This is a genomic window from Glutamicibacter sp. NPDC087583, from assembly GCF_044743685.1.
Classification (GTDB): Bacteria; Actinomycetota; Actinomycetes; order Actinomycetales; family Micrococcaceae; genus Glutamicibacter.
Genome location: NZ_JBIUWY010000002.1, coordinates 585,126 through 606,466, shown reverse-complemented (window position 1 = coordinate 606,466; position 21,341 = coordinate 585,126). Strand labels below are relative to the sequence as shown.

The following is a 21,341-nucleotide window of genomic DNA, read 5'->3' as shown; positions in this document are numbered from 1 at the left end:
ATGTCAGGAAAAACCGCGAAGAACCACACCGCAGAACCAGGCCTCAAGCAGGTCCTCGGCCGCTGGGACGCCTTGGCCATAGGCGTGGGCGCGATGATCGGCTTTGGCTGGGTCGTGCTCACCGGCGACTGGATCACCACCGCCGGCCCGTTCGGAGCCACGCTGGCCATGCTGGTTGGCGGTGGCATCATGGCAGTAGTCGGCCTGACCTATGCCGAACTCGTTGCGGCCATGCCGAAAGCAGGCGGTGAGCACAACTACTTGCTGCGCGCCATGGGCGCCCGCTGGTCTTTTGCCGGTTCGTGGGCCATCGTCGGCGGCTACATCACGATCGTGGCCTTTGAAGCAGTGGCACTGCCCAAATCCGTGCTCTATCTCTTCCCGGAGCTTTCGCAGATCAGATTATGGGAGATCGCTGGCTCAGAGGTCTACCTGACTTGGGCGCTGGTCGGTGTCGCCGGTGCGATAGCGATCACCTGGATTAACATCCGGGGCATCAAGACCGCCGGTGTAGTGCAGACCTTCGTGGTGCTCTTCCTCTTCGTCATCGGCGCAATGCTGCTTGCTGGCGCATTCACCGGAGGCGAGAGCAGGAATATGGAACCATTCTTCGAAAACGGGGTGGCCGGCTTCTTCGGCGTGATGATCGTGGTGCCGTTCATGTTCGTCGGCTTCGACGTGATCCCGCAGTCCGCCGAGGAATGCGACATCGCCCCGCGAAAAATTGGCAAGTATGTGGTGATTTCGGTGCTGATCGCCACCGCCTGGTATGTGGGGATCATCCTGGCCACCGCCTCGGGAATGGGCGCTTCGGCGCTCGCCGGATCCGAACTTGCCACTGCCGACGCGATGGGGGCACTGTTCAATTCCGAAATCATGTCAAAGGTGCTGATCGCCGGCGGCATTGCCGGCATCCTCACCTCGTGGAATTCGTTGCTGATGGGTGCTTCGCGGCTGATGTACGCGATGGCCAGTTCCGGGATGCTGCCACGCTGGTTTGCCTACCTGCATCCGAAGTACCGCACACCGAGCCATGCACTGCTGTTCATTGGCGGTCTCTCCGTTCTGGCTCCATTCTTCGGCACCGCCATGCTCGGATGGCTGGTGGATTCCGGTTCGCCGTCGATCGTGATCGCCTACCTGCTGGTGGGCGTGGCGTTCTTGATTCTGCGCCAGCGCGAACCGCAGATGCAACGCCCGCTGCGTGTGGGCGGTGCGGGAAACGGCGGCAAGGTCATCGGCGTACTGTCGGTGGTCTTCTGCGCCGGCCTGATTTCGCTGTATCTTCCGGGAATGCCGGCGGCCATCGGGTGGCAGCCGTGGCTGCTCTTCGCCGCTTGGTGGATCCTGGGCATGGCCTTCTTGCTGCGGGTGCCACGCGGGATTGCGCCGGGCGAATTCGCGGAAGAGGAATTGCTGCAGAAGCTGAGCATCCGCCAGCAAGCCAAGCTCGGTGCCACCGGCCCGGACGCCGCAGCAACGCGACGCGCCAGTGCGCCGCACGATAGCCGGACTCGGCTCAAGGGCTGACGGCTGTACCTAGGGCACGCCGCGGGATCTGGCTATTGCAGAGACTGCGGCGTGCCTATTTCTGTGCCCGGCGCAGGGCCAGCCAGAGCGAGGCGGCGGCATCGGGATCATCGAGATTGGCGCCAAGCAATTCCTGGGCCACGGTGATGCGGTGGCGCAAGGAATTTCGGTGGATGCCCAATTCGCGGGAGGCTTCTTCCCAATGGCCGCGATGGCGCAGGTAGGAGGTGACCGCGGAGAGCAGATCGGCGCGCGCGTACGCTGCGAGGGCCTTGACCCAGGTCTCTGCGCTGGCATCGAAGCCCGGGGCGCCGCAGGCCATGGTCCCGAACGGGACAGCGTCCAGCGTTTGGCGCAGGGCAGGCAAATTGGCAGGGATCTCGGCCAAATTCAATGGTTGGGAGAGTACGGCGTGGACTTCGGGTGCGGGGGAATCAAATCGCCCGCACGCCATCGGGCCCGTTGCGGTTGCAGCCTGCGGTGCCACTGCCTCGCCATTGCCGGAACTGTCTGCGGGTTCGGGAAGTATCAAATAATGTTCGGCGCCGTCCTCATAGTGAAGCTGGCACTCGCGTACCGCTGCGGCGACATCGGGCAAGGCGGCGGGGCGCGCCAGCGAGGGCAGCGCATGAAGTGCGGTTGCTGCATCGGTATCGGCACCTGCCCGGTACAGCAGGATTCGCACACGAACAGGTATTCTGCCCAATCCGGCTTCTTCCCCGACCAGGCGTGCCGCCTCGGGCTGGCCATGCAGCAACAATTTTGCGGTGGCCGAGCTGAGCGCGTTATTCGTGCTGGCAGCCAATTCCCGTTGCCTGGCGCGCAAGGAGAGCAACGTGCAGGCCGTCATGATGATCTGCCGGTCGGCCTTGGTCGGCCTGCGCCCGGCGGCAACTCCGAGATATCCGTGGATCGTGGTTCCGGACAGGATGGGATAGAGCGCTACTTCGTGGCCCTGGACCTCGAAGGTGGACGCCGAGGGCATGCCATTGCGCCGAAAGCGCATGGACTCGTGGCGGAGTTCGCCCAGGAACGCTTCGGCGGATGCCGGGTAGCAGGCCGCCGGCCGGGAATCGACGGAAAGATAGGCGGCCCAGCCGTTCACTGCCTCAGCCAAGCCCCGCACGACTGCATTGATGGCATCCGGGCGTACGGCGGCACGCGCCAAGGCAGTCTGCGTGCCCAAGGAACCCATCAGGTTCGAAGCCTGATCACGTGAGGCCAGGCGCCAGTATGCCCGTGAAATGTTCTGGAAGGGCACTTGGTCCGGGACGATCCCCAGCTCTATGCCGGCAGCGTCGCAGGCGGCGATGACGTGCTCAGGCACCGTGCGAAGCCATGGACCCAGCCCCAGTCCCAGGGCGCAGACCTTTTTGTCCTGCAGCCGGCGCATGTATGCGCGGGAAGCTTCCTCGCTCGCGGCGAATGGCATGCCGGTGGTCAGCAGCAGCTCGCCGCCATCCAGATAGGTGGTGGGATCTTCCAGCTCAGAGACGTGCACCCCGCTGACCGGCTGGGCACGGAAGGTTCCGGTGCTGGCAGGGAAGAACTCGGTGCCCAACTCCGCGCCCAGCTGCAAAAGCGTAATCATTGGGTAAATTATCCAAGAAAGATGCTGGACTTGGATGCAATGACCAATGACGCGTGTCACGGGGATTTCTAGGCTTGAGCCATGACTGAAACCCTTGCTTCCACCGACGCCCCAACCTTGTCCCAGACCAGGCACCTTGCCACCAGCATCCCCGGCCCGCGCTCTGCGGCCCTCCATGAGCAGCGGGTGCAACAGGTCAGTAGCGGTTTTGGCGTCACCTTGCCGGTCTTTGTCAGCCGCGCCGATGGCGGGATTATCGAAGACGTCGACGGAAATCGCCTGATCGACTTCGCCTCGGGGATTGCCGTGACTTCACTGGGTGCCGCCAACCGCCGCGTGGCCGAACGCGTGGCCAAGCAGCTGGCGGACTTCACCCATACCTGCTTCATGGTCACCGAGTACGAATCCTTCACCCAGGTGTGCAGCTGGTTGAACCAGCACACCCCCGGCGAGTTCGAGAAGCGCACAGCGCTGTTCTCCACCGGGGCCGAGGCCGTGGAGAACGCGGTCAAGATCGCCCGTGCTGCCACGGGACGCGCTAACGTGCTGGTCTTCGACGAGGCCTACCACGGCCGTTCGCTGCTGACCATGGGCATGACTGCCAAGATCAATCCGTACAAGATGAATTTCGGCCCGATGCCCGAGCATATCGTGCGCGCCGCCTCGGCCAACCCGTTGCGGCCCTCTGGGGGAGCGGCCACCGTCGAAGCGGTCCTGGCGTCCGTCGAGCAGACCTTGATGGACTACGGCCCCCAGACTTTCGCCGCGATGGTGATCGAGCCGATTCAGGGCGAAGGAGGTTTCGTTGTCCCGATGGCCGGGTTCATCCCGGGACTGCGCAAGTTGGCCGACAAGCACGGTATTGTGCTGGTCATCGACGAGATCCAGGCCGGCATGGGGCGCACCGGGAAGCTATTCGCTTCGGAGCACGAGGGCGTGGCAGGTGACCTGATCCTCACGGCCAAGGCCCTGGCCAATGGAGTTCCGCTGTCCGCGGTGACTGGGCGCGCCGAGCTGATGAATGCCCCTCACGCTGGCGGCCTGGGCGGCACCTATGCTGGCAATCCGCTGGCTTGCGAAGCGGCGCTGGCTGTATTCGAGCAGTTCGAGGATGGGACGCTTCTGGATAACGCCCAGCTCATCGAGCGGGTGTCCCGCGAGGTTCTTGAACCACTGATGCAGCAGAGCCCGGTGGTTGCCGAGGTCCGCGGCCGCGGAGCCATGCTGGCTATCGAGTTCGCCGACCGGGGCAGCTTGGCGCCGCGCGCCGATGCGGCCGCCGCGGTTTCCAAGGCCTGCCATCGAGCCGGCGTGCTGACCCTGACCTGCGGTACGCACGGCAATGTGCTGCGCCTGCTGCCGCCGCTGGTGATCGGCGAAGCGCTGCTGCGCGATGGATTAGAGGTGCTTGCCCAGCAGATTCGCAGCTTCGCCAGCTGAGCGCCCTGCTGCAGTTTCGGCCCATGCCGCAGCCCGTTACCGGGCTGCGGCATGGGCTATTTCTGCCTGGTTTTCCGGGCTGTGCGATAACTGAATCTTGACGTGACCCAGCAGACAAAATAGCATAATGGAAAACTGAAGTTTCATATTAGACAACTTGGACTTTCGTTCTTGGATGTCTGGGGAGGAAGTTGCGATGAAGGAAATCCGCATCGAGGAAAACGGGCATCTGGGACCCATTAATGCCGCGGTGATTCCACGCTATGCAGGTGGTGGCACCTACGCCCGGCTGCCACGACTGGATCAGGTGGAGAAGGCCGACATCAAGATCGTTGGCGTGCCTTTCGACACCGGTGTCTCCTACCGGCCCGGCGCCCGCTTTGGCGCCAACCACGTGCGCGAATCCTCGCGCCTGATCCGCCCCTACAACCCCGCCACCGACACCTCGCCGTTTGCGCAGAGCCAGGTGGCCGACGCGGGGGACATGGCGGTCAACCCGTTCAACATCAACGAGGCTATCGAGACCATCGAGCACAACGCACTGGAGCTGACCAGTGACGGCTCCACTCTGGTCACCGTGGGCGGAGACCATACCATCGCGCTGCCATTGCTGCGTGCCGCCTCGCAACGAGCCGGTGCTCCGGTAGCGATGCTGCACTTCGACGCGCACCTGGACACCTGGGACACCTACTTCGGTGCCGAATACACCCACGGCACCCCGTTCCGCCGTGCGGTCGAGGAGGGAATCCTGGATACCGAGGCGATCTGCCACGTCGGCACCCGCGGTCCGCTCTATGGCAAGAAGGACCTGGAAGACGACCAGCGCTTCGGTTTCGGCATCGTCACCAGCTCGGATGTCTACTACCAGGGCGTCCGCGAAATCGTGCACAAGCTGCGCGACCGCATCGGCAACCGCCCGCTGTACATCTCGGTGGACATCGACGTGCTGGACCCAGCCCACGCCCCGGGTACCGGAACCCCGGAGGCCGGGGGTATCACCAGCCGTGAACTGCTTGAAATCCTGCGCGGTTTGCGCGGGTTGAACATCATCGGCGCGGATATTGTCGAAGTCGCGCCCGCCTACGACCATGCGGAGCTGACCGGCGTGGCCGCCTCGCATGTCACCTATGATTTGATCAGCCTGATCAGCGACTTCCGCGCCAGCAAGGGGATGAATAGCTAATGAACGAGCAACCGCAACGCAACGGCGGCGATCTGGTCATCGAGACCCTCACCGCGCTCGGTGCCAAGACCGTGTTCGGGATCCCCGGACAGCACGCCCTGGGACTCTTCGACGCGCTCTCGCGCTCAAGCTTGGAGTTCATCTCCTCACGCGTGGAGAACAACTCCGCCTTCGCCGCCGATGGCTACTCCCGCGCTACCGGGGAAGTGGGCGTGCTGTTCCTCTCCACCGGCCCGGGCGCGCTGACATCGCTAGCGGGTCTGCAGGAGGCCTACGCCACCGGCGTGCCCATGGTCGTGGTGGCCAGCCAGATTCCGCTGGACGGCCTGGGAGCCCGCCGCAAGGGCATGCTGCATCAGCTCGATGACCAGAAGGCCTCGGCCGCCAACGTCACCAAGTTCCAGCAGACCGTGCATCATGCATCGGGCATCCCCTCGGCGATCCAGGACGCGTGGGCCCGGGCCATTACCGTGCCGATGGGGCCGGTGTGGGTTGAGGTGCCGCAGGATGTCCTGCTCGCCCCGGTGATGGTGCCCCCGGTACAGGATGCCCTGGCCGAAGCCTACGAGCATCCCCCGCGCGAAGAGCTGATTCGCGAAGCCATGCGCTGGCTGGCCGAAGCCAAGCGCCCGGCCATCATCGCCGGCGGCGGTGTGCGCCGGGCCGGGGCGCAGGCTGAATTGCTGGCCGTAGCCGAAAAACTGCAGGCCCCGGTGCTGTGCAGCCCCGGCGGCAACGGAGCCTTTGGCTGGAACCATGAGCTGTCCTTGCAGTCGTGGGCGGAAGACCGCTATGTCTCGGACGTCATGGAAGATGCCGACGTGCTGGTGGTGATCGGTTCGGCCCTGGGCGAGGTCACCAGCAACTACTTCACGCTCGAACCCCGCGGCAAGATGATCCAGATTGATGCCGAGCCGCGCGTGCTCGAGTCCAACACCCCGGCCCTGGGTATCCGCGCCGATGCTCGTGAAGCCTTGAAATTCCTGGACGAGGAAATGCGCGAGACAGGCTTCAAGGCCCAGGCATCATGGCACGGAAGCACCCCGCAACAGGTGGTGGCCCAGACCCTGGCAAAGGTGCAGGCGCGCCTGGATGCCCAGGACCTTGGCAAGGAACGGAAGTTCATGGCGGATATCCGCGCCGCAGTCCCGGCAGGCATGCAGACCTTCTGGGATATGACCATCGCTGCCTACTGGGGCTGGAGCTGCTGGGACGCCAAGGAGGGCGAATTCCATTCCGCGCAGGGTGCAGGCGGCCTCGGCTTCGGCTTCCCCGCCGCGATCGGTGGCGCCATCGGCTCCAAGCAGCGCGTGCTGGCAGTCAGCGGCGACGGTTCATCGATGTACTCCATTGCCGAACTGGCCACCGCCAAGCAGCACCATGCGCCGGTCACCTGGTTGATCGTCGACGACGGGGGATATGGCATCCTGCGCGAATACATGGAGGGAGCCTTCGGAAAAGCCACCGCCACCGAACTGGCCCGGCCGGACTTCGTGGCCCTTGCGCATTCCTTTGGCATCCCCGCCCAAGCGGTCGATCCCGAAGGCATCGGTTCGGCGCTCGCCGACGCCTTGGAAGCAGATGGCCCAAATGTCATTGTGGTCCGCACCCTGCTGAAGATGTTTGCGCCTACCCACCTGTAAAGCATCCGAACGCACGCACGGCCTCGGACCTGTTGCTCCCACGAGCGATGGATCCGGGGCCGTTGCGATTAGTGGATGAGGAAAAGTGCGGATCAGTGGGTGAAATGGAACACCACACCGAAAAGCACTGCCGAGATGCCCAAGCTAATGCCGATGAGCAGTGGCTCCCAATCCAGGGATTGAGCTGCCAACATCACTGCGAAGGAAGCGAAAAGCAGAATTGCTCCGATTCCTCCCAGGATCACACCTCCGCCTCCATGGTGCCGCGCGGCGGAATGCGCGGTCCGTTGAAATCGTGGTTCCATGCCGCCATGGTACGTCCGAAAGCGGCCAAAGCCGAGGGGCAGGGCCAACTACTTCGATATTGTCAGATTTGTTGGCTCAGCGGCCCGTGCGCAGCTGATGGATCCGCTCGGCAGCGGTTGCCAAGGAAGGATAATCGGCGCCGGGCCCTTGCGCGATGAAACCGGGGCAGTAGTGGTCGGCGAGTCCTGCCTGTCCGTAGGACAAGCCGCGGAACGTGCCCTGGGCCATGCGCACCAGATGCGCTCCGGCAGCCACATCCCACACCTTGGTATCGAACCCGATGGTGGCGTCGCACCAGCCTGCGGCAACATGGGCTAAGGCCAGCGCCGCGCAGACCTTGCGGCGTACCGTGGCGAAGTCCTGGATCCACTGGCCAAAGAGTTCCAAGGACAGATCCCCGTCCTTGAGCATGGATTCTGCTCCCGGGTAATCCGTCATCAGGTTGGCGCGGGACTGCTCGGGACGGGCACCGGGCTCAAGGACCTGCCCGTTGAGGAACGCGGCAGTCGAATTGGCGCTGAATTCATCACCAGAAACCGGATCGAGGATTGCGGCGGCCACCAGTTCTCCATCGATGGCTGCGGCAATCGAGATGCAGAAGAATGCCACGCCATGGACGAAGTTGCTGGTGCCGTCAATCGGATCGACAATCCACTGCACCTTCCCGGCGGCCTGCCGTCCTTGATCGCCAGAGACCTGCTCTTCGCCGAGAACCCAGGAATCCGGGTGGGCCGATAGCAGTGAGGCAGTGATGAGCCGCTGGCTCTGCCGGTCGATGTCGGTGACCAGATCATGGGTGTTGGTTTTATGCTCGGCTACCACGTTGCCGCGGAAGGAAGCGCGCAGCAGCTCGGCGGACTGGCGAGCTGCCTTCAGCGCGGAAAGACGTAATTCTTCGGCGTATTGCGTGCTGGCTTGGACTCGCTGATCATTCACAACACCAGCTTACCGCCGTGGCAACAGGCAAAAACGTTGACTGGAGCAACGATTCGAACTTACATTGGTGGAAACACAATAGATAGGCAGCCGATAGATCGTGGACAAGTCTCCAGATAGCCCTTCGGATTCTGAACTCAAAATCCTGCTCGACGAGTTGGCCCGCAGTTCCAGGATCCTTCGCGTGTTCTCGCATATGGATCAGACTGACCCCGAGGTATCCAACGCCTCCCATCACGTGCTCAAGACGTTGAAAACCCGTGAACCCACGCATGCTGCCGACCTTGCGCAGTCCTTGGGAATCGGCACCGCGGCGATGAGCCGGCATTTGGCGGAACTGGAGCAAATGGGCCTGGTAGCCAAGCAGCCCAGCAAGATCGACGCCCGCCGCCACGTGCTCTGGGTGACCGAGGCGGGTTGCGAGCGGCTTGAATTCCGCGACCGCTTGCGCCTGGAGCGAATGCGGGATGTCCTTCCGGACTGGGATGCCGAGCGCTTGGCCAGCGTCGCGCACGCGCTGAGCGAATTGAACGCGACGATGATCCGCGGCATCCAAACCCAACGGACCGAGCAGTTCGGCAATGCGGAGAATTCCGACCTTGGATAAGAGCATGCCGGAAAAGGAACGTCCCACTGACCTCACCGAGGCAGCGGCAGACCAGCCGCAGATGAATCAACGCGAGGTGCTCAAATCCATCGCTGGCGTCCTGGCATCCTTCTTCGCTGCCATGCTGGCGGCGACCATTGTGTCTATTGCGCTGCCGACCATCATGGATGTCCTGGGCGGCTCGCAAACCGACTTCAACTGGGTTTTGAGCACCACGCTGCTGGCCAATGCCGCCACCACTCCCATCTGGGGGAAAATGGCGGATCTCTTCGACAAGAAGAAGCTGCTGCAAGCCGGAATTCTGGTGTTCGTGCTCGGCTCGTTGCTGGCCGGGCTCGCCTGGTCCATACCCGTTCTGCTGTTCGCCCGGGTCATCCAGGGCATCGGCATGGGCGGGCTGACCGCCATGGGCATGGCAGTCATCGGCACGGTCATCCCGCCACGGGAACGTGGACGCTATTCGGGATATTTCGGTGCCGTAATGGCTGTATCTACCGCAGCAGGACCGCTGCTCGGCGGATTCATCGTGGACTCGCCCCTGGGCTGGCGCTGGTGCTTCTTCTTCGGCATCCCGATCAGCCTGCTCTCCATGCTCTTGATCCACCGGACCCTGCACCTGAAGCACCTCAAGCGTCCGGTGCATATCGATTGGGTCGGCGCGGTCCTGTTGACCACCGCCGTCTCGATCCTGCTGATCTGGGTCTCCTATGTAGGCAAAGCCGACTATTTCGGCTGGAATTCGTGGCAGACCTACACGATGGTCTCGATGTTCCTATTGCTGGTTGCCGCGTTGCTGCTTGTTGAATCACGGGTTCGTGAACCGATCATTCCGCTGAAGATCATTTGCACCCGAACAACCTCGCTGGCGATTCTCGCCTCGATCTCGATTGGCGTGGGGATGTTCGGCACCGGCGCATTCATCGGCCAGTACTTCCAGATCGCCCGCGAAGCGACACCGACCATGGCCGGCCTCATGACCTTGCCAATGATCGGGGGCAACTACTTCGGGTCCGTCTTCTCCGGGCAGATGATTACCCGCTTCGGCCGTTGGAAGATCTACCTGCTCATCGGTTCGGTCCTGAACATCGCCGGACTCGGCCTGCTCGGGCTGATGCGCCAGGATACCGAATACTGGCTCTTGGCCTGCGGCATGTTCCTCAACGGCGTGGGCATGGGATTCATGCTGCAGAACTTGGTGCTCTCGGTGCAGAACACGGTGAAAGTTACCGATATCGGGGCGGCAAGTTCTTCGGTGGCGTTTTTCCGTTCTGTAGGCGGCTCAGCAGGTGTGGCGGTGCTCGGCGCGCTGCTTTCGCGCAATGTGGCAGATCTTATTACCGAATCATTAGCGGCCAAGGGGCAGCTGTCCTCAGCCCCGGCCACCGGGGATTCCTTGAATCTTTCCGGGATGCCAGATGCGTTACGGCAGGTGGTGGAATCGGCGTATGGCGAGGCGACAGGGATCGTCTTCATCGTCTCGGCGGCCGTAGCCGTGGTTGCCTTCTTCTGCGTATTGCTCATCAAGGAAGTGCCATTGCGCAAGACGATCTAGTACCTGGCCTTGCCGCCGGGTCGAATCAGGATAAGCTTCAGACCATGAGTAGCATGCAACCGATTAAGCCGAAGGTATCTCTTACCGAGCAGGTGACCACGATGATCCGTGCCGCCATCGTTGCCGGTGAGATGGCTCCGGGGGAGCACTACTCGGCCATTGGCATCTCGGAAAAGCTCGGCGTCTCGCGAACTCCGGTGCGCGAGGCCTTGCAGCTGCTGGAAAAAGAGGGAATCGTTACCGTGGCGAAAAACCGCGGGGTGCGCGTCAACCAGATTTCATTGGAGGACATTGTCGAAGTCTTCCAGCTGCGTTTGGCTATCGAGCCTCCAGCTGCCGCACGTGGCGTGCGGAACGCGACCGAGGCTGATATCAACCAGCTGAAGTCGTTGCACCAGCGAATGCTCGCAATCGGCGAAACCGGTGATGGCCGGGCGACGCTGGAAGCGGACAAGGAATTCCACCTGTGCCTTCTGGGGCTGGCCGGAAATGCGAAACTCGACAGCGTGGTGGGGGAGCTGCGCAACCTTGTCCTGGCCCACGGGCAGACCACCGTGCCCTTCGCCCGCTCCAGCCAGGACCTGGCCGGGGACCGCGAGGAGATCATGGAGGCGATTCTGGCTAAAGACCCCGACGCCGCCGCGCTGGCCGTTCGGGGCCACGTCATGCGCACCGCGCAGATGCTGATCCGCTCGGTGTGTTCGCGGACCCCGGGACTTGACGCAGAACCGTTCCTGGAGCGGCTGGACGCCTTGATTTCCTAGGGCATTCCGCGCCCCCTGCAGACCCGAGAAGCGAAACATCCTGAAAATCCTTGCCAAGGGTGATCCGGGCAACATAGAGTTGCATGCAACATGTAACTAAGCAATTCTGTGCGGATTGAAGGTGTGGAAGCAAATGAGCCAACCGCTTGAAGGGGTCAAGGTCATCGACCTCTCGCGCATCTTGGCCGGGCCGCTGTGCTCCATGACCCTGGCCGACTTCGGGGCCGAAGTTCTCAAGGTGGAGAACGCTGCTGGAGACGAGACCCGCAGCTGGAAGCCTCCGGTCAATGCCCAAGGCATCAGCACCTACTACTGGTCGGTGAACCGCAACAAGCAGGCAGTAGTCGCCGACTTCGCGGACGCGACCCAGTTGCAGGCCCTGCGCGGATTGATCCGCGACGCTGACGTGCTGGTGGAGAATTTCCGCCCCGGCGTCCTGGCCAAATTCGGGCTGGACTACGAGAGCCTGCACGAGCTGAACCCTGCACTGGTCTATTGCTCCATCTCGGGCTTCGGCGAAAAGCAGGGTGCAACCTTGCCCGGCTTCGACCTGCTGGTGCAGGCAGTGGGCGGACTGATGAGCATCACTGGAGAACCAGACGGGCCTCCGAGCAAGGCCGGCGTTGCCCTGGTGGACGTATTGGCGGCGCAGAATGCGGTTGCCGGCATCCTGCTGGCCATGCGCGAACGCGATGCCAGCGGTATCGGCCAGCGGGTGACCGTCAACTTGCTCGGCTCGCTGCTGGCCGGACTGACCAACCAGTCCAGCAGCACGCTGGCTACCGGAAAATCCCCGGCACGCATGGGCAACGCGCACCCGAGCATTGCCCCCTATGAAACCTTCGCGGCCAACGACGGCGTGGTGGCCATCGCCGTGGGCAATGACCGCCAGTTCGCTGCCTTGGCCAAGCACCTTGGCCAGCCGGACCTAGCCCAGGATCCGCGCTTCAGCAGCAATAGCGCACGGGTGGCCCACCGCGAAGAACTCAAGGCAATCATCGAAGCGGCCACCGCCTCAGCCACTGCCGCGCACTGGGCGAATGCGCTGATGTCCGCGGGAGTGCCCGCCGGAAAGGTCAACTCCATTGCCGAGGCCATCGACTTCGCCAAGGAACTTGGCCTGGATCCCGTCGCGCTGATCACCGATCCGGACACCGGGGAAGCGACCGAGCAGATCGCCAGCCCCATCGGGCTCTCGCGCACCGGCGCCCAATATCGCACCATCCCGCCGGCCCACGGGGAGCACCAAGCGCTTCTGGGCACCCTGGCAAATAGCTAATCGAAAGAACTTTCAAGGAGACTTAATATGAGCACCGCAGAACGCCTTCTGGATCCGGCCGACCTGATCAATTTCGATTCGCTGCTCTCGGCGGAGGAACTGGCCCTGCGCGATACCGTGCGCGGTTTCGTCAACGAGAACATCAAGCCGAATATCGCCAAGTGGTACAACGACGCAGTCTTCCCGCTGGAGATCGTTCCGGAGATGGCCAAGCTGGGCCTGCTGGGCATGCACCTGGAAGGCTACGGCTGCGCCGGCCGCTCGGCCGTGGAATACGGCATTGCCGGCGCCGAGCTGGAAGCCGGCGATTCGGGGCTGCGCACCTTCGTTTCGGTCCAGGGATCGTTGGCCATGAGCGCCATCTACAAGCACGGCTCCGAGGAGCAGAAGCAGCAATGGCTGCCCAAGATGGCCGCCGGCGAAGCCATTGGCTGCTTTGGCCTGACCGAACCAACGGCAGGTTCCGACCCGTCGAGCATGAAGACCTTCGCCCGCCGCGACGGCGATGACTGGGTGATCAACGGTTCCAAGCGCTGGATCGGGCTGGCCAATGTGGCGCAAGTGGCGGTGATCTGGGCACAGACCGATGAGGGCATCCGCGGCTTCGTCGTGCCGACCAGCACCCCGGGCTTCACCGCCACCCCGATCGAGCAGAAGCTGTCCATGCGCGCCTCCATCCAGTGCGAAATCGATCTGGTCGATGTGCGCCTGCCCGGTTCGGCGGTATTGCCGAATGCCAAGGGCCTGAAGGGGCCGTTCTCCTGCCTGAACGAAGCCCGCTACGGCATCCTGTGGGGTTCCATGGGGGCCGCCCGCGATTCATTCGAAGCGGCATTGGCCTACTCGCAGGAGCGCCTGCAGTTCGACAAGCCGCTGGCCGGATACCAGATGACCCAGCAGAAGCTGGTGGACATGGCCCTGGAAATCAACAAGGGCTTCCTGCTGGCCCTGCACATCGGCCGGTTGAAGGATGCCGGGAATTTGGACCTGCACATGATCTCGGTAGGGAAGCTGAACAACTGCCGTGAAGCCATCGCGATCTGCCGCGAGGCACGCACCATCCTGGGAGGCAACGGCATCACGCTGGATTACTCGCCATTGCGCCACGCCAACAACCTGGAATCGGTGCGCACTTACGAGGGCACCGACGAGGTGCACACGCTGATCCTGGGCAACAAGCTCACCGGCGTGCCGGCCTTCCGATAAGCCGCGAAGCCAAGGAAGACGGGAGAACCAAGCAAATGAACCTTTCCACAACACTTGCCACCCTGGAGCACTGCATCAATGGCGCATGGGTGCCTGGCGAAGGCCGCCGCATCGATTCGAAGGCGGCCGCCGACGAATCCATCGTGCTCGCGGAGGGCACCGCGGCCAGCGTGGATCAGGTGGACGCCGCTTTCGGCGCCGCCCACCGGGCCAAGAAATCCTGGGCGTCCACTCCGATGGCCGCCCGCGGGGCGATTCTGGCCAAGGCCGCCGGATACCTGAAGGAGCATGCGGAGGACTTCGGAGCGGAACTGGCCGCCGAAGAGGGCAAGACCAGAGCCGAGGGAATCGGCGAGGTGCTGCGGGCCGCACAGATCCTGGTCTACTATTCCGGCGAAGCGGAGCGCGCTGCCGGCACCGTCTTCCAATCCCCGCGCGCCGGGGAACAGATTCTGGTTACCCACAAGCCGCTGGGGGTGATCGGGGTGATCACCCCGTTCAACTTCCCGATCGGGATTCCGGCTTGGAAGATCGCCCCGGCGCTGGTTTTCGGCAATACCGTGGTGTTCAAGCCGGCCAGCCTGGTGCCGTTGCTGGCCATGCGCTTTGTGCAGGCCCTGGAGCACGCAGGGCTGCCCGCTGGCGTACTGAACCTGGTCATCGGCCCGGGCGCGCTGGGTGATGCCTTCATCGCCAATGAGCATTTGGACGGGCTGACCTTTACCGGTTCCACCGGCGTCGGGCGCAAACTCTGCGCGGCAGGTGCGGCCCGGGGGATTCCGGTGCAGGCGGAAATGGGCGGCAAGAATGCTTCGGTAGTGCTGGCCGACGCAAACCTGGACCTGGCCAGCGAGCAGGTGCTTTTCGGGGCCTTCCGCTCCACCGGCCAGAAGTGCACGGCCACCAGCCGGCTGATCCTCGACGAGTCCATCGCCGACGCGTTCTTGGCCAAGCTCACCGAAAGGCTGGAGCAGTGGGTGACCGGGGACCCGCTGGACCCGTCAGTGCATATGGGCCCGCTGGTGGATGCCAAAGCGGCGAACTCGGCGGCACAGGGGATCGACCGGTCGCTGGCACAGGGCGCAACACTGCGCTATCGCGGGCTGGCCCCGGAAACCGGCAGCTTCCTGGCACCAACCATTCTGGAACTTCCGGAGGGGGAAGCCGGGCGAGCCAACTGCGCCTGGCAGGAAGAATTCTTCGCGCCCATCGTGTCCGTCCGCCGAGTCAACGGGTGGAAGGAAGCTTTCGAGGCTGCAGAAGACTCGGAATACGGTTTGAGCCTGGCATTGTTCACCTCGAATCTTGCGCTGGCCCTGGAGGCGCAACAAACTCTCGACGTGGGTATTCTGCATGTAAATTCGGAGTCAGCCGGAGCTGACCCGCACGTGCCTTTCGGCGGTGCGAAAGCTTCGGGCTACGGACCGAAGGAACAGGGAGCAGCAGCTCGCGAGTTCTACACGCACACCACGACGACCTACCTGCGCGGCTAAAAGGCGCAGGCCAGGACTCCAGAGAAAGAATGGTCAATGAAGATTGAACGTATTTTGGTGATCGGTGCCGGCACCATGGGCCGCCAGATCGCGATGAGCTGCGCGCTGGGCGGTTACGCCACCGTGCTGCAGGATATCTCTGCCGACGCGTTGGGCGCAGCACGCACCGAGCTGGAGTCCTGGGCTGCCGGCCGCGTGGCCAAAGGCAAACTCGACCAGCCCACGGCAGCTGCGGCGCTGGGGCGCTTGAGCCAGAACACCGACTTGAACCAGGCTGCTTCCGCAGCCGACTTGGTGATCGAGGCTGCTGTGGAGCGCCTGGACATCAAGGAGCAGATCTTCGCCCAACTGGGCGAGCATGCACCGGCCCACGCCATCCTGGCGACGAACTCCTCGACGCTGCCCTCCTCGAAGCTGGCCCAGGCCAGCGGCCGTCCAGCGCAGGTGTGCAATATGCACTTCTTCAACCCTGCATTGGTCATGAAGTGCGTTGAAATAGTCCGCCATGGGCAGACCAGCGATGCCACGATTCAGGCTGTTACCGAGGTAGCCAACCAGCTGGGGAAGAACCCGGTGCTGGTGAACAAGGAGATTCCGGGTTTCATTGCCAACCGCATGATGGGTGCGATCAACGCCGAGGCGCTGAACCTGGCTCACCTGGGAATCGCCAGCATCGAGGATATCGATACCACCGCGAAGACCGCTTTGGGCCACCCCATGGGTCCGTTCGAGCTGATGGACATGGTGGGCCTTGATGTTATCGATTTCATCGCCCAGGCGACCTACGCCGAGACCGGTGACGAGGCCGACCAGCCGCACCCGATGATCACCGAAAAGGTGGCTGCGGGCAAGCTCGGACGCAAGAGCGGAGAAGGGTTCTACCCTTATTCCCAGGCATCGGCTTAAAGCTGGAAACGCCGCTGCCAGCCCGATGGCCATTGGGCTGGCGGCGGCGTTTGCCGTGCAGATCGGAGAGAACTATTCAGCGACCTCTGGTTGCTCGCCGAGCTCGAAGTGGCGCCCGGAGACCGAATCAATGTTGACCCGAATCCAGAAATCCTTCTGGGTGGGGATCCAGGGAGTGACGCCGCTTTCGCGGGCCTCCTTGATATCGGCCTCATGCTCCAATACTTCGGCGCTGCCGTGCACGACAACGGACCAAGCTTCATCGGAAAGGATGCCGTCGACCTCGAAAGCGATCTTTTCATTGATCGCCATGGCCGCAAGCTTATTACCGGGCGAGGTGCGCAAGAACAGCTTCCCGTTGTGCACCGCGTAGTTCACCGGAACAATATCGATCAACCCTGCAACCGAAGTTGCTACGCGTCCGTGGGAGCTGTGCGAGAGCAGCTGCCACGATTGGTCCTCATCCAATACCAGGACCGGACTATTGAGCTCGTGTTCGAATTTCATAGCACCAGTTTTCTACTCTTTGTAGAAAAAGGCAAGGGCTCAAGACACAAGTTGTCGTTTTCCCGTGCTTGGCGGTCGACATGAAAGACTGGGGCTATGAGTCATATTTCGGCTGATGGCGATGCCCGGCATGTAGCTTCGCGAATGGAAGACGGAGTGCATCGTTGGCGTGCACGGCGCGCCCTGGCCAACGGCCACCAAGCGGTAATCCTTCCCTATGTGGGATATGGCTCTACCGGACCGAGCGGCGGCTGGATTCGCGTCTTCGCCCGCGTTGTCCTGGCCAAGCCCGGCGCCTTTGAAGACGGGCAGCACCAAGCCCAGGTCATTGCCGATGGCATTCGCGGTTTCCGCAATTTCATTTCCCCGATCCTTCCCGGCGGCAAGGTCAGCATTGACGTTGGCGACCAGCGCTTCGAGGTCCAGGCTGACCGTGGCGGCGTGATTGATGTGAAGCTGGTAGTCGACCTGCCCGCGGGCTGGAATGAGATCCGGCTTCATGCCCACAACGGCGATGCCGCGCAGGCGAAGATTCTCGTTATCGACCAGGCGCAGAAGTTCGGGGTGATCAGCGACGTGGATGACACCGTCGTGGTCACCGCACTGCCGCGCCCCATGCTGGCGGCGTGGAACTCCTTTGTGCTCTCCGAGCATGCCCGCGTGGCGACCCCCGGGATGGCGGTAATGCTCCAGAAGGTGCTGCTCGAGCATCCAGGAGCTCCGACCATCTACCTTTCCACCGGCGCATGGAATGTCGCGCAGACCCTGCAGCGCTTCATCTCGCGCAACCTGTACCCGAAGGGGCCGTTGCTGCTCACCGACTGGGGGCCAACAGACCGTTCCTGGTTCCGCAGCGGAATGCAGCACAAGGTTGACCAGCTGCGCCGCCTGGCCGAAGAATTCCCGCACATTTCATGGGTGCTCATCGGCGATGACGGCCAGCATGATCCGGCCATTTATGCGGAGTTCGCGCGCCGCTACCCCGAATTGGTCAGGGCTATTGTGATCCGCCAGCTGACCCCTTCGGAAGCGGTGCTAGCCGGCGGACGTTCGCATGAGCTGCGCCGAACCACCCCCGGGGTGCGTTGGGTCTACGAGCCGGACGGAGCCCGGATCCTTCGGGAGCTGGCCAAGTTGGGGATCGTGGGCAATGACGGCGCAAACCTGCTGAAGGAAGATTAGCCATGGAAGAAAGCATTCTGCGGGTGCAGGTCCCTATGCGCTGGGGCGACATGGATGCTTACGGCCATGTCAATAATGTCAATCTGATCCGGTTAATGGAAGAAGCGCGAATCGCCGGCTTTGGCGTGCCCGGTGGCACCGGTGCGCCAGGCTCGCAGCCGCAGGCCGATATCTTCTCTGCAGTGCCTGCCGGAACCCAGATCCTCGTTGTCGAGCATCGGGTGCGGTATTCCCGCCCGTTGGAATACCGCAACGTGCCGGTCAATGTCGATCTCTGGGTTGCCAATGTCAAGCCTGCCAGTTTTGATATCTGCTACGAGTTCCGTGACCCGGTGGAGGACTATTTGTGCGTCAAGGCCTCCACTACGTTGGCTTATTTCGACCCGGTGTCCTCGCGGGTGCAGCGTTTGAGCCCCGGAGAACGCGCGGCGCTCAGTGCATATGAAGGTCCTCCGCCCTTCTCGAAGTAACCACTTGCGCTCCCGTCAATTAGGATTGATCTATCTACCCTTATTAAGACAGGAAGTGATTTTGTGTCCCAGCCGGCTGGTGATCGCCCGCAAACTGGAGGCCGACCTGCGCGCCCCCAGGTCCTCCTGCAGGTCCTCAAGCGCGAGAATATCGCACCTCATCTGGTGCGGCTCACCCTTGGCGGTCCAGGCATCTGCGATTTCGCAGACAAGCCGGTGACCGACCGCTACGTGAAATTCCTGTTCGCGAAGCCGGAACTGGGCCTTGAATTGCCTTATGACATGGAAGCGCTGCGTGAGCGGCTGGCTCCCGAGGATCTGCCGGTTCGCCGTACCTATACCGTGCGCCGCAGCGATATGCAGGCGGGAACCATCGAGGTCGATTTCGTGGTCCATGGCGATGAGGGCCTAGCAGGTCCTTGGGCGCGTGACGCGCAGATCGGCTCATCGATCTGCTTCTCGGGCCCGGGCGGAATGTTTGTCCCCAAGGATGAATTCGATTTCCACTTCTTCGCCGGAGATGAAACTGCCATTCCCGCCATTGCGGCCTCCTTGGAGTCCATGGCCCCGCAGATGAGGGGCCTGGTGGTCATCGAGGTTGCCGACGAGGCTGACGAAATGCAATTGCAGGCGCCGGCCGGCGTGGAAATTCGCTGGATTCACCGCGGTGCCGAATTCTCCCCTGAAACCACGATCCTGGAGTCCGTGGTCCGGGGGATTCCATGGCCCGAGGGCCGGGTGCAGGTCTTTGCCCACGGTGAGCGCGAAGTCATGAAGAAGCTGCGCGCATACTTCTATGACGAGCATGGCGTGGACCGCCGCGACATGTCGCTCTCTGCCTACTGGGCCTTTGGCCGTGCAGAAGATGCATTCCAGGCCGAGAAGCGTACGGAAGTTGGCAAGATCTTCGCCGACTAGTCTTTTGGCGCGGACAAAATCGAGCAAGTTAGAGCGACCTAAGAAATAAATCGAAAAATTACGCAAACAGGGCTTGACGTTATTACTGGTTCTTAGGATATGCTTATTCCAGAGCTTCTCCCGTGTGTGGTCGGGAGAAGCGTCAAGCTTGACCGATATTTATCGGCTAGTTCGCTGCTTGCCGGGGCTGCTCACCTCGAAGCAGCGAGCGGCGTAGCCGGCTTGAATAAGGGGAATGGAGAATCGGCTGACTTGCTCAGTCGGCCGATTCGTCGAAAAGGGAGCTTATCAGGATTGCACACCTTGATAAGCTCCCTTTCTCGTTGCTACAGCTTGGCGGCGTCGAAGGACCAGAGCAGCAACGTAGCCAGGTAGCCCGCACCCTTCGGTGGAGGCGCCACAGTGACGCCGCGATCATGAAGCTTCCTCATGGCTCGGCGAACTACTAGATCCGACTCCAGGAAGATCTTCGGATCCCGCAAACCCCGCAGGGCCATGTAATTGCGCGTCCATGGACCCACCCCGCGCAGCCCTTGGAGCTGCTCCAGGAATGCCGGCACGTCTCCGAGCAGGAACTTTCCACTGTGCTCGAACCATTCGGCTACCGCGTGCAGCGCCGTTGCCCGCGGCAACGGGCAGCGAATGATTGCACGCAATTCCCCAGGCGTGCAGGCGGCCGTTGAGGCCGCTGTGGGGAAAGCCCGAAGGCCCGAGCCATGCTGCTGGCCCAATGCGCCGACGTAGCGCCCGCCGAGGGTCCGTGCCGCCGCCAAGGACACCTGCTGTCCAATGATCGTGGTGGCCAGGGCCTCGAAAATATCCGGGTAGCTGATCAGCCGCAAGGAGGGGTAAGCCATCGCGAGCGGCTGGTAGCAAGGAAGGGCCTGGAGCGCTTCATAAGCAGCTGTGGTGTCTTGCTGCAGTCCAAGCCAATGGTTGATGATCTCCGTGAGGCGCGCAATGGATTCAGCCGGGGCGTCGTGGGTGAGCGATACGCCTGCAGGATCCAGGCTCAATGAAACTTCAACCAGGTTCCCGTCCACCTGCAGGACGCGGTGCAGCTGGGCCGCAGCGGCATCCAGCCGCTCCTGGGCAGGCAGCGAATGCAATTCCAGGACTGCCAGTGCGTGGCCGACGTCCAGAATTCCCGTTGCCGGTAGGCGCAGTTCCATGACCTCAGGCCCAGATGCCGGAAGTGCCGCGGCGGTGCGATCCGACCAGGTGGGTATCGACCATGCCGATGGCTTCCATCAACGCGTACATGGTGGTCGGGCCCACGAACTTGAAACCCCGCTTCTTCAGCGCCTTGGCCAGTTCCTTGGACTCGGGGCTTTGCGTGGGTACTTCAGTGAAATTACGCGGAGCCGGGGTCTGTTCCGGCTTGAAGGACCACACGAAATCCGAGAGGCCGCCCTCTTCGCGCAGCATCAGGGTCGCTTCTGCGTTGGCGATCGTTGCGCGGATCTTGAGCCTATTGCGCACGATCCCGGCGTCTTCCATCAGGCGATTGAAATCGTCCTCGGTAAACAACGCGACCTTCTCGGGATTGAAGTGCTCGAAAGCGCGGCGGAACGACTCGCGCTTGGAAAGGATGATGGCCCAGGACAGGCCTGACTGGAAGCACTCAAGGCTCAGCCGCTCGAAAAGTCCCTCTTCGGAGGTGATCGGCATGCCCCATTCGGCGTCGTAGTACGTGCGGAGCATGTCATTCGAGGCGGCCCAGCGAGGGCGCGCCAATCCGTCTTCGCCAACGATGAGATCTTCAGTCATATTTTCATCTTGCCATCCATCGCGATGCGCAGTTGGCCATGCAACGTTCCGTTTCGCG

20 protein-coding genes are annotated in these 21,341 nt (G+C 62.5%); 14 read left to right on the top strand and 6 right to left on the bottom strand.

Annotation, left to right across the window (positions count from 1 at the left end; translation table 11 throughout):
* On the top strand, positions 1 to 1,530 hold the full coding sequence (locus tag ACIOU9_RS08940; protein ID WP_402696634.1) for an APC family permease: 1,530 nt from the start codon (positions 1 to 3) through the stop codon (positions 1,528 to 1,530).
* Positions 1,531 to 1,585: 55 nt separating this feature from the next.
* Here the strand turns inward: ACIOU9_RS08940 and ACIOU9_RS08935 are convergent, their stop codons facing one another.
* Positions 1,586 to 3,121 (bottom strand): PucR family transcriptional regulator, encoded by a 1,536-nt coding sequence (locus ACIOU9_RS08935; RefSeq protein ID WP_332498321.1) that lies wholly within the window; start codon positions 3,119 to 3,121, stop codon positions 1,586 to 1,588.
* Positions 3,122 to 3,202: 81 nt separating this feature from the next.
* Here ACIOU9_RS08935 and ACIOU9_RS08930 point away from each other — a divergent pair, with 81 nt between their 5' ends.
* From ACIOU9_RS08930 to ACIOU9_RS08920, 3 genes are all read left to right on the top strand, one after another.
* Positions 3,203 to 4,561 (top strand): aminotransferase class III-fold pyridoxal phosphate-dependent enzyme, encoded by a 1,359-nt coding sequence (locus ACIOU9_RS08930; RefSeq protein WP_402696632.1) that lies wholly within the window; start codon positions 3,203 to 3,205, stop codon positions 4,559 to 4,561.
* Positions 4,562 to 4,757: 196 nt separating this feature from the next.
* Complete coding sequence (gene speB / locus ACIOU9_RS08925; protein WP_332487687.1) at positions 4,758 to 5,744, top strand: agmatinase; 987 nt, start codon at positions 4,758 to 4,760, stop codon at positions 5,742 to 5,744.
* Entirely contained in the window at positions 5,744 to 7,387 is a 1,644-nt protein-coding gene (locus tag ACIOU9_RS08920; protein ID WP_105657324.1) for a thiamine pyrophosphate-binding protein, read from the top strand. The genes speB and ACIOU9_RS08920 overlap by 1 nt, the downstream gene beginning before the upstream one ends.
* Positions 7,388 to 7,479: 92 nt before the next feature.
* On the opposite strand, the gene ACIOU9_RS08915 is transcribed toward ACIOU9_RS08920, so the two are convergent.
* Positions 7,480 to 7,692 carry a hypothetical protein gene (locus tag ACIOU9_RS08915; protein WP_402696631.1) on the bottom strand — a complete coding sequence of 71 codons (213 nt, stop codon included), beginning with the start codon at positions 7,690 to 7,692 and terminating at the stop codon, positions 7,480 to 7,482.
* A gap of 76 nt (positions 7,693 to 7,768) precedes the next feature.
* Positions 7,769 to 8,629, bottom strand: a complete 861-nt coding sequence (locus ACIOU9_RS08910; protein WP_332594649.1) for an inositol monophosphatase family protein — start codon at positions 8,627 to 8,629, stop codon at positions 7,769 to 7,771.
* 100 nt (positions 8,630 to 8,729) lie between these two features.
* On the opposite strand from ACIOU9_RS08910, the gene ACIOU9_RS08905 reads away from it, so the two are divergent.
* From ACIOU9_RS08905 to ACIOU9_RS08875, 7 genes are all read left to right on the top strand, one after another.
* Positions 8,730 to 9,236, top strand: coding sequence for a MarR family winged helix-turn-helix transcriptional regulator (locus tag ACIOU9_RS08905; protein ID WP_146112258.1), 507 nt, complete (start codon positions 8,730 to 8,732; stop codon positions 9,234 to 9,236).
* Positions 9,229 to 10,788: an MFS transporter gene (locus ACIOU9_RS08900; protein WP_402696629.1), complete on the top strand. Its 1,560-nt coding sequence runs from the start codon at positions 9,229 to 9,231 to the stop codon at positions 10,786 to 10,788. Before ACIOU9_RS08905 ends, ACIOU9_RS08900 begins: the two co-directional genes overlap by 8 nt.
* Before the next feature lie 44 nt (positions 10,789 to 10,832).
* Positions 10,833 to 11,552 (top strand): GntR family transcriptional regulator, encoded by a 720-nt coding sequence (locus ACIOU9_RS08895; protein ID WP_105657328.1) that lies wholly within the window; start codon positions 10,833 to 10,835, stop codon positions 11,550 to 11,552.
* 133 nt (positions 11,553 to 11,685) lie between these two features.
* Positions 11,686 to 12,831 (top strand): CaiB/BaiF CoA-transferase family protein, encoded by a 1,146-nt coding sequence (locus tag ACIOU9_RS08890; RefSeq protein WP_105661613.1) that lies wholly within the window; start codon positions 11,686 to 11,688, stop codon positions 12,829 to 12,831.
* A gap of 27 nt (positions 12,832 to 12,858) precedes the next feature.
* Positions 12,859 to 14,037 carry an acyl-CoA dehydrogenase family protein gene (locus tag ACIOU9_RS08885; RefSeq protein ID WP_105661614.1) on the top strand — a complete coding sequence of 393 codons (1,179 nt, stop codon included), beginning with the start codon at positions 12,859 to 12,861 and terminating at the stop codon, positions 14,035 to 14,037.
* Between the two features lie 35 nt (positions 14,038 to 14,072).
* Entirely contained in the window at positions 14,073 to 15,530 is a 1,458-nt protein-coding gene (locus tag ACIOU9_RS08880; protein WP_105661615.1) for an aldehyde dehydrogenase, read from the top strand.
* A gap of 36 nt (positions 15,531 to 15,566) precedes the next feature.
* Positions 15,567 to 16,436, top strand: coding sequence for a 3-hydroxyacyl-CoA dehydrogenase family protein (locus tag ACIOU9_RS08875; RefSeq protein ID WP_402696627.1), 870 nt, complete (start codon positions 15,567 to 15,569; stop codon positions 16,434 to 16,436).
* A 72-nt stretch (positions 16,437 to 16,508) separates the two neighbouring features.
* Here the strand turns inward: ACIOU9_RS08875 and ACIOU9_RS08870 are convergent, their stop codons facing one another.
* The gene (locus ACIOU9_RS08870) at positions 16,509 to 16,943 is read right to left on the bottom strand and encodes a pyridoxamine 5'-phosphate oxidase family protein (RefSeq protein WP_105657333.1); all 435 of its coding nucleotides are present in this window, start codon (positions 16,941 to 16,943) and stop codon (positions 16,509 to 16,511) included.
* A gap of 96 nt (positions 16,944 to 17,039) precedes the next feature.
* Here ACIOU9_RS08870 and ACIOU9_RS08865 point away from each other — a divergent pair, with 96 nt between their 5' ends.
* The 3 genes from ACIOU9_RS08865 (at position 17,040) to ACIOU9_RS08855 (ending at position 19,513) form a co-directional block, all read left to right on the top strand.
* A complete protein-coding gene (locus tag ACIOU9_RS08865; protein ID WP_105661617.1) occupies positions 17,040 to 18,125 on the top strand; it encodes an App1 family protein in 1,086 nt (361 codons plus the stop codon).
* Positions 18,126 to 18,127: 2 nt separating this feature from the next.
* Positions 18,128 to 18,595: an acyl-CoA thioesterase gene (locus ACIOU9_RS08860; RefSeq protein WP_402696626.1), complete on the top strand. Its 468-nt coding sequence runs from the start codon at positions 18,128 to 18,130 to the stop codon at positions 18,593 to 18,595.
* Positions 18,596 to 18,658: 63 nt separating this feature from the next.
* Positions 18,659 to 19,513 (top strand): siderophore-interacting protein, encoded by an 855-nt coding sequence (locus ACIOU9_RS08855; RefSeq protein ID WP_105657336.1) that lies wholly within the window; start codon positions 18,659 to 18,661, stop codon positions 19,511 to 19,513.
* Positions 19,514 to 19,839: 326 nt separating this feature from the next.
* On the opposite strand, the gene ACIOU9_RS08850 is transcribed toward ACIOU9_RS08855, so the two are convergent.
* Together ACIOU9_RS08850 and ACIOU9_RS08845 are read right to left on the bottom strand one after the other, a co-directional pair.
* A complete protein-coding gene (locus tag ACIOU9_RS08850) occupies positions 19,840 to 20,685 on the bottom strand; it encodes a DNA-3-methyladenine glycosylase family protein (protein WP_402696625.1) in 846 nt (281 codons plus the stop codon).
* A 4-nt stretch (positions 20,686 to 20,689) separates the two neighbouring features.
* On the bottom strand, positions 20,690 to 21,283 hold the full coding sequence (locus ACIOU9_RS08845; protein WP_105657338.1) for a DNA-3-methyladenine glycosylase I: 594 nt from the start codon (positions 21,281 to 21,283) through the stop codon (positions 20,690 to 20,692).
* Positions 21,284 to 21,341: the final 58 nt, after the last annotated feature.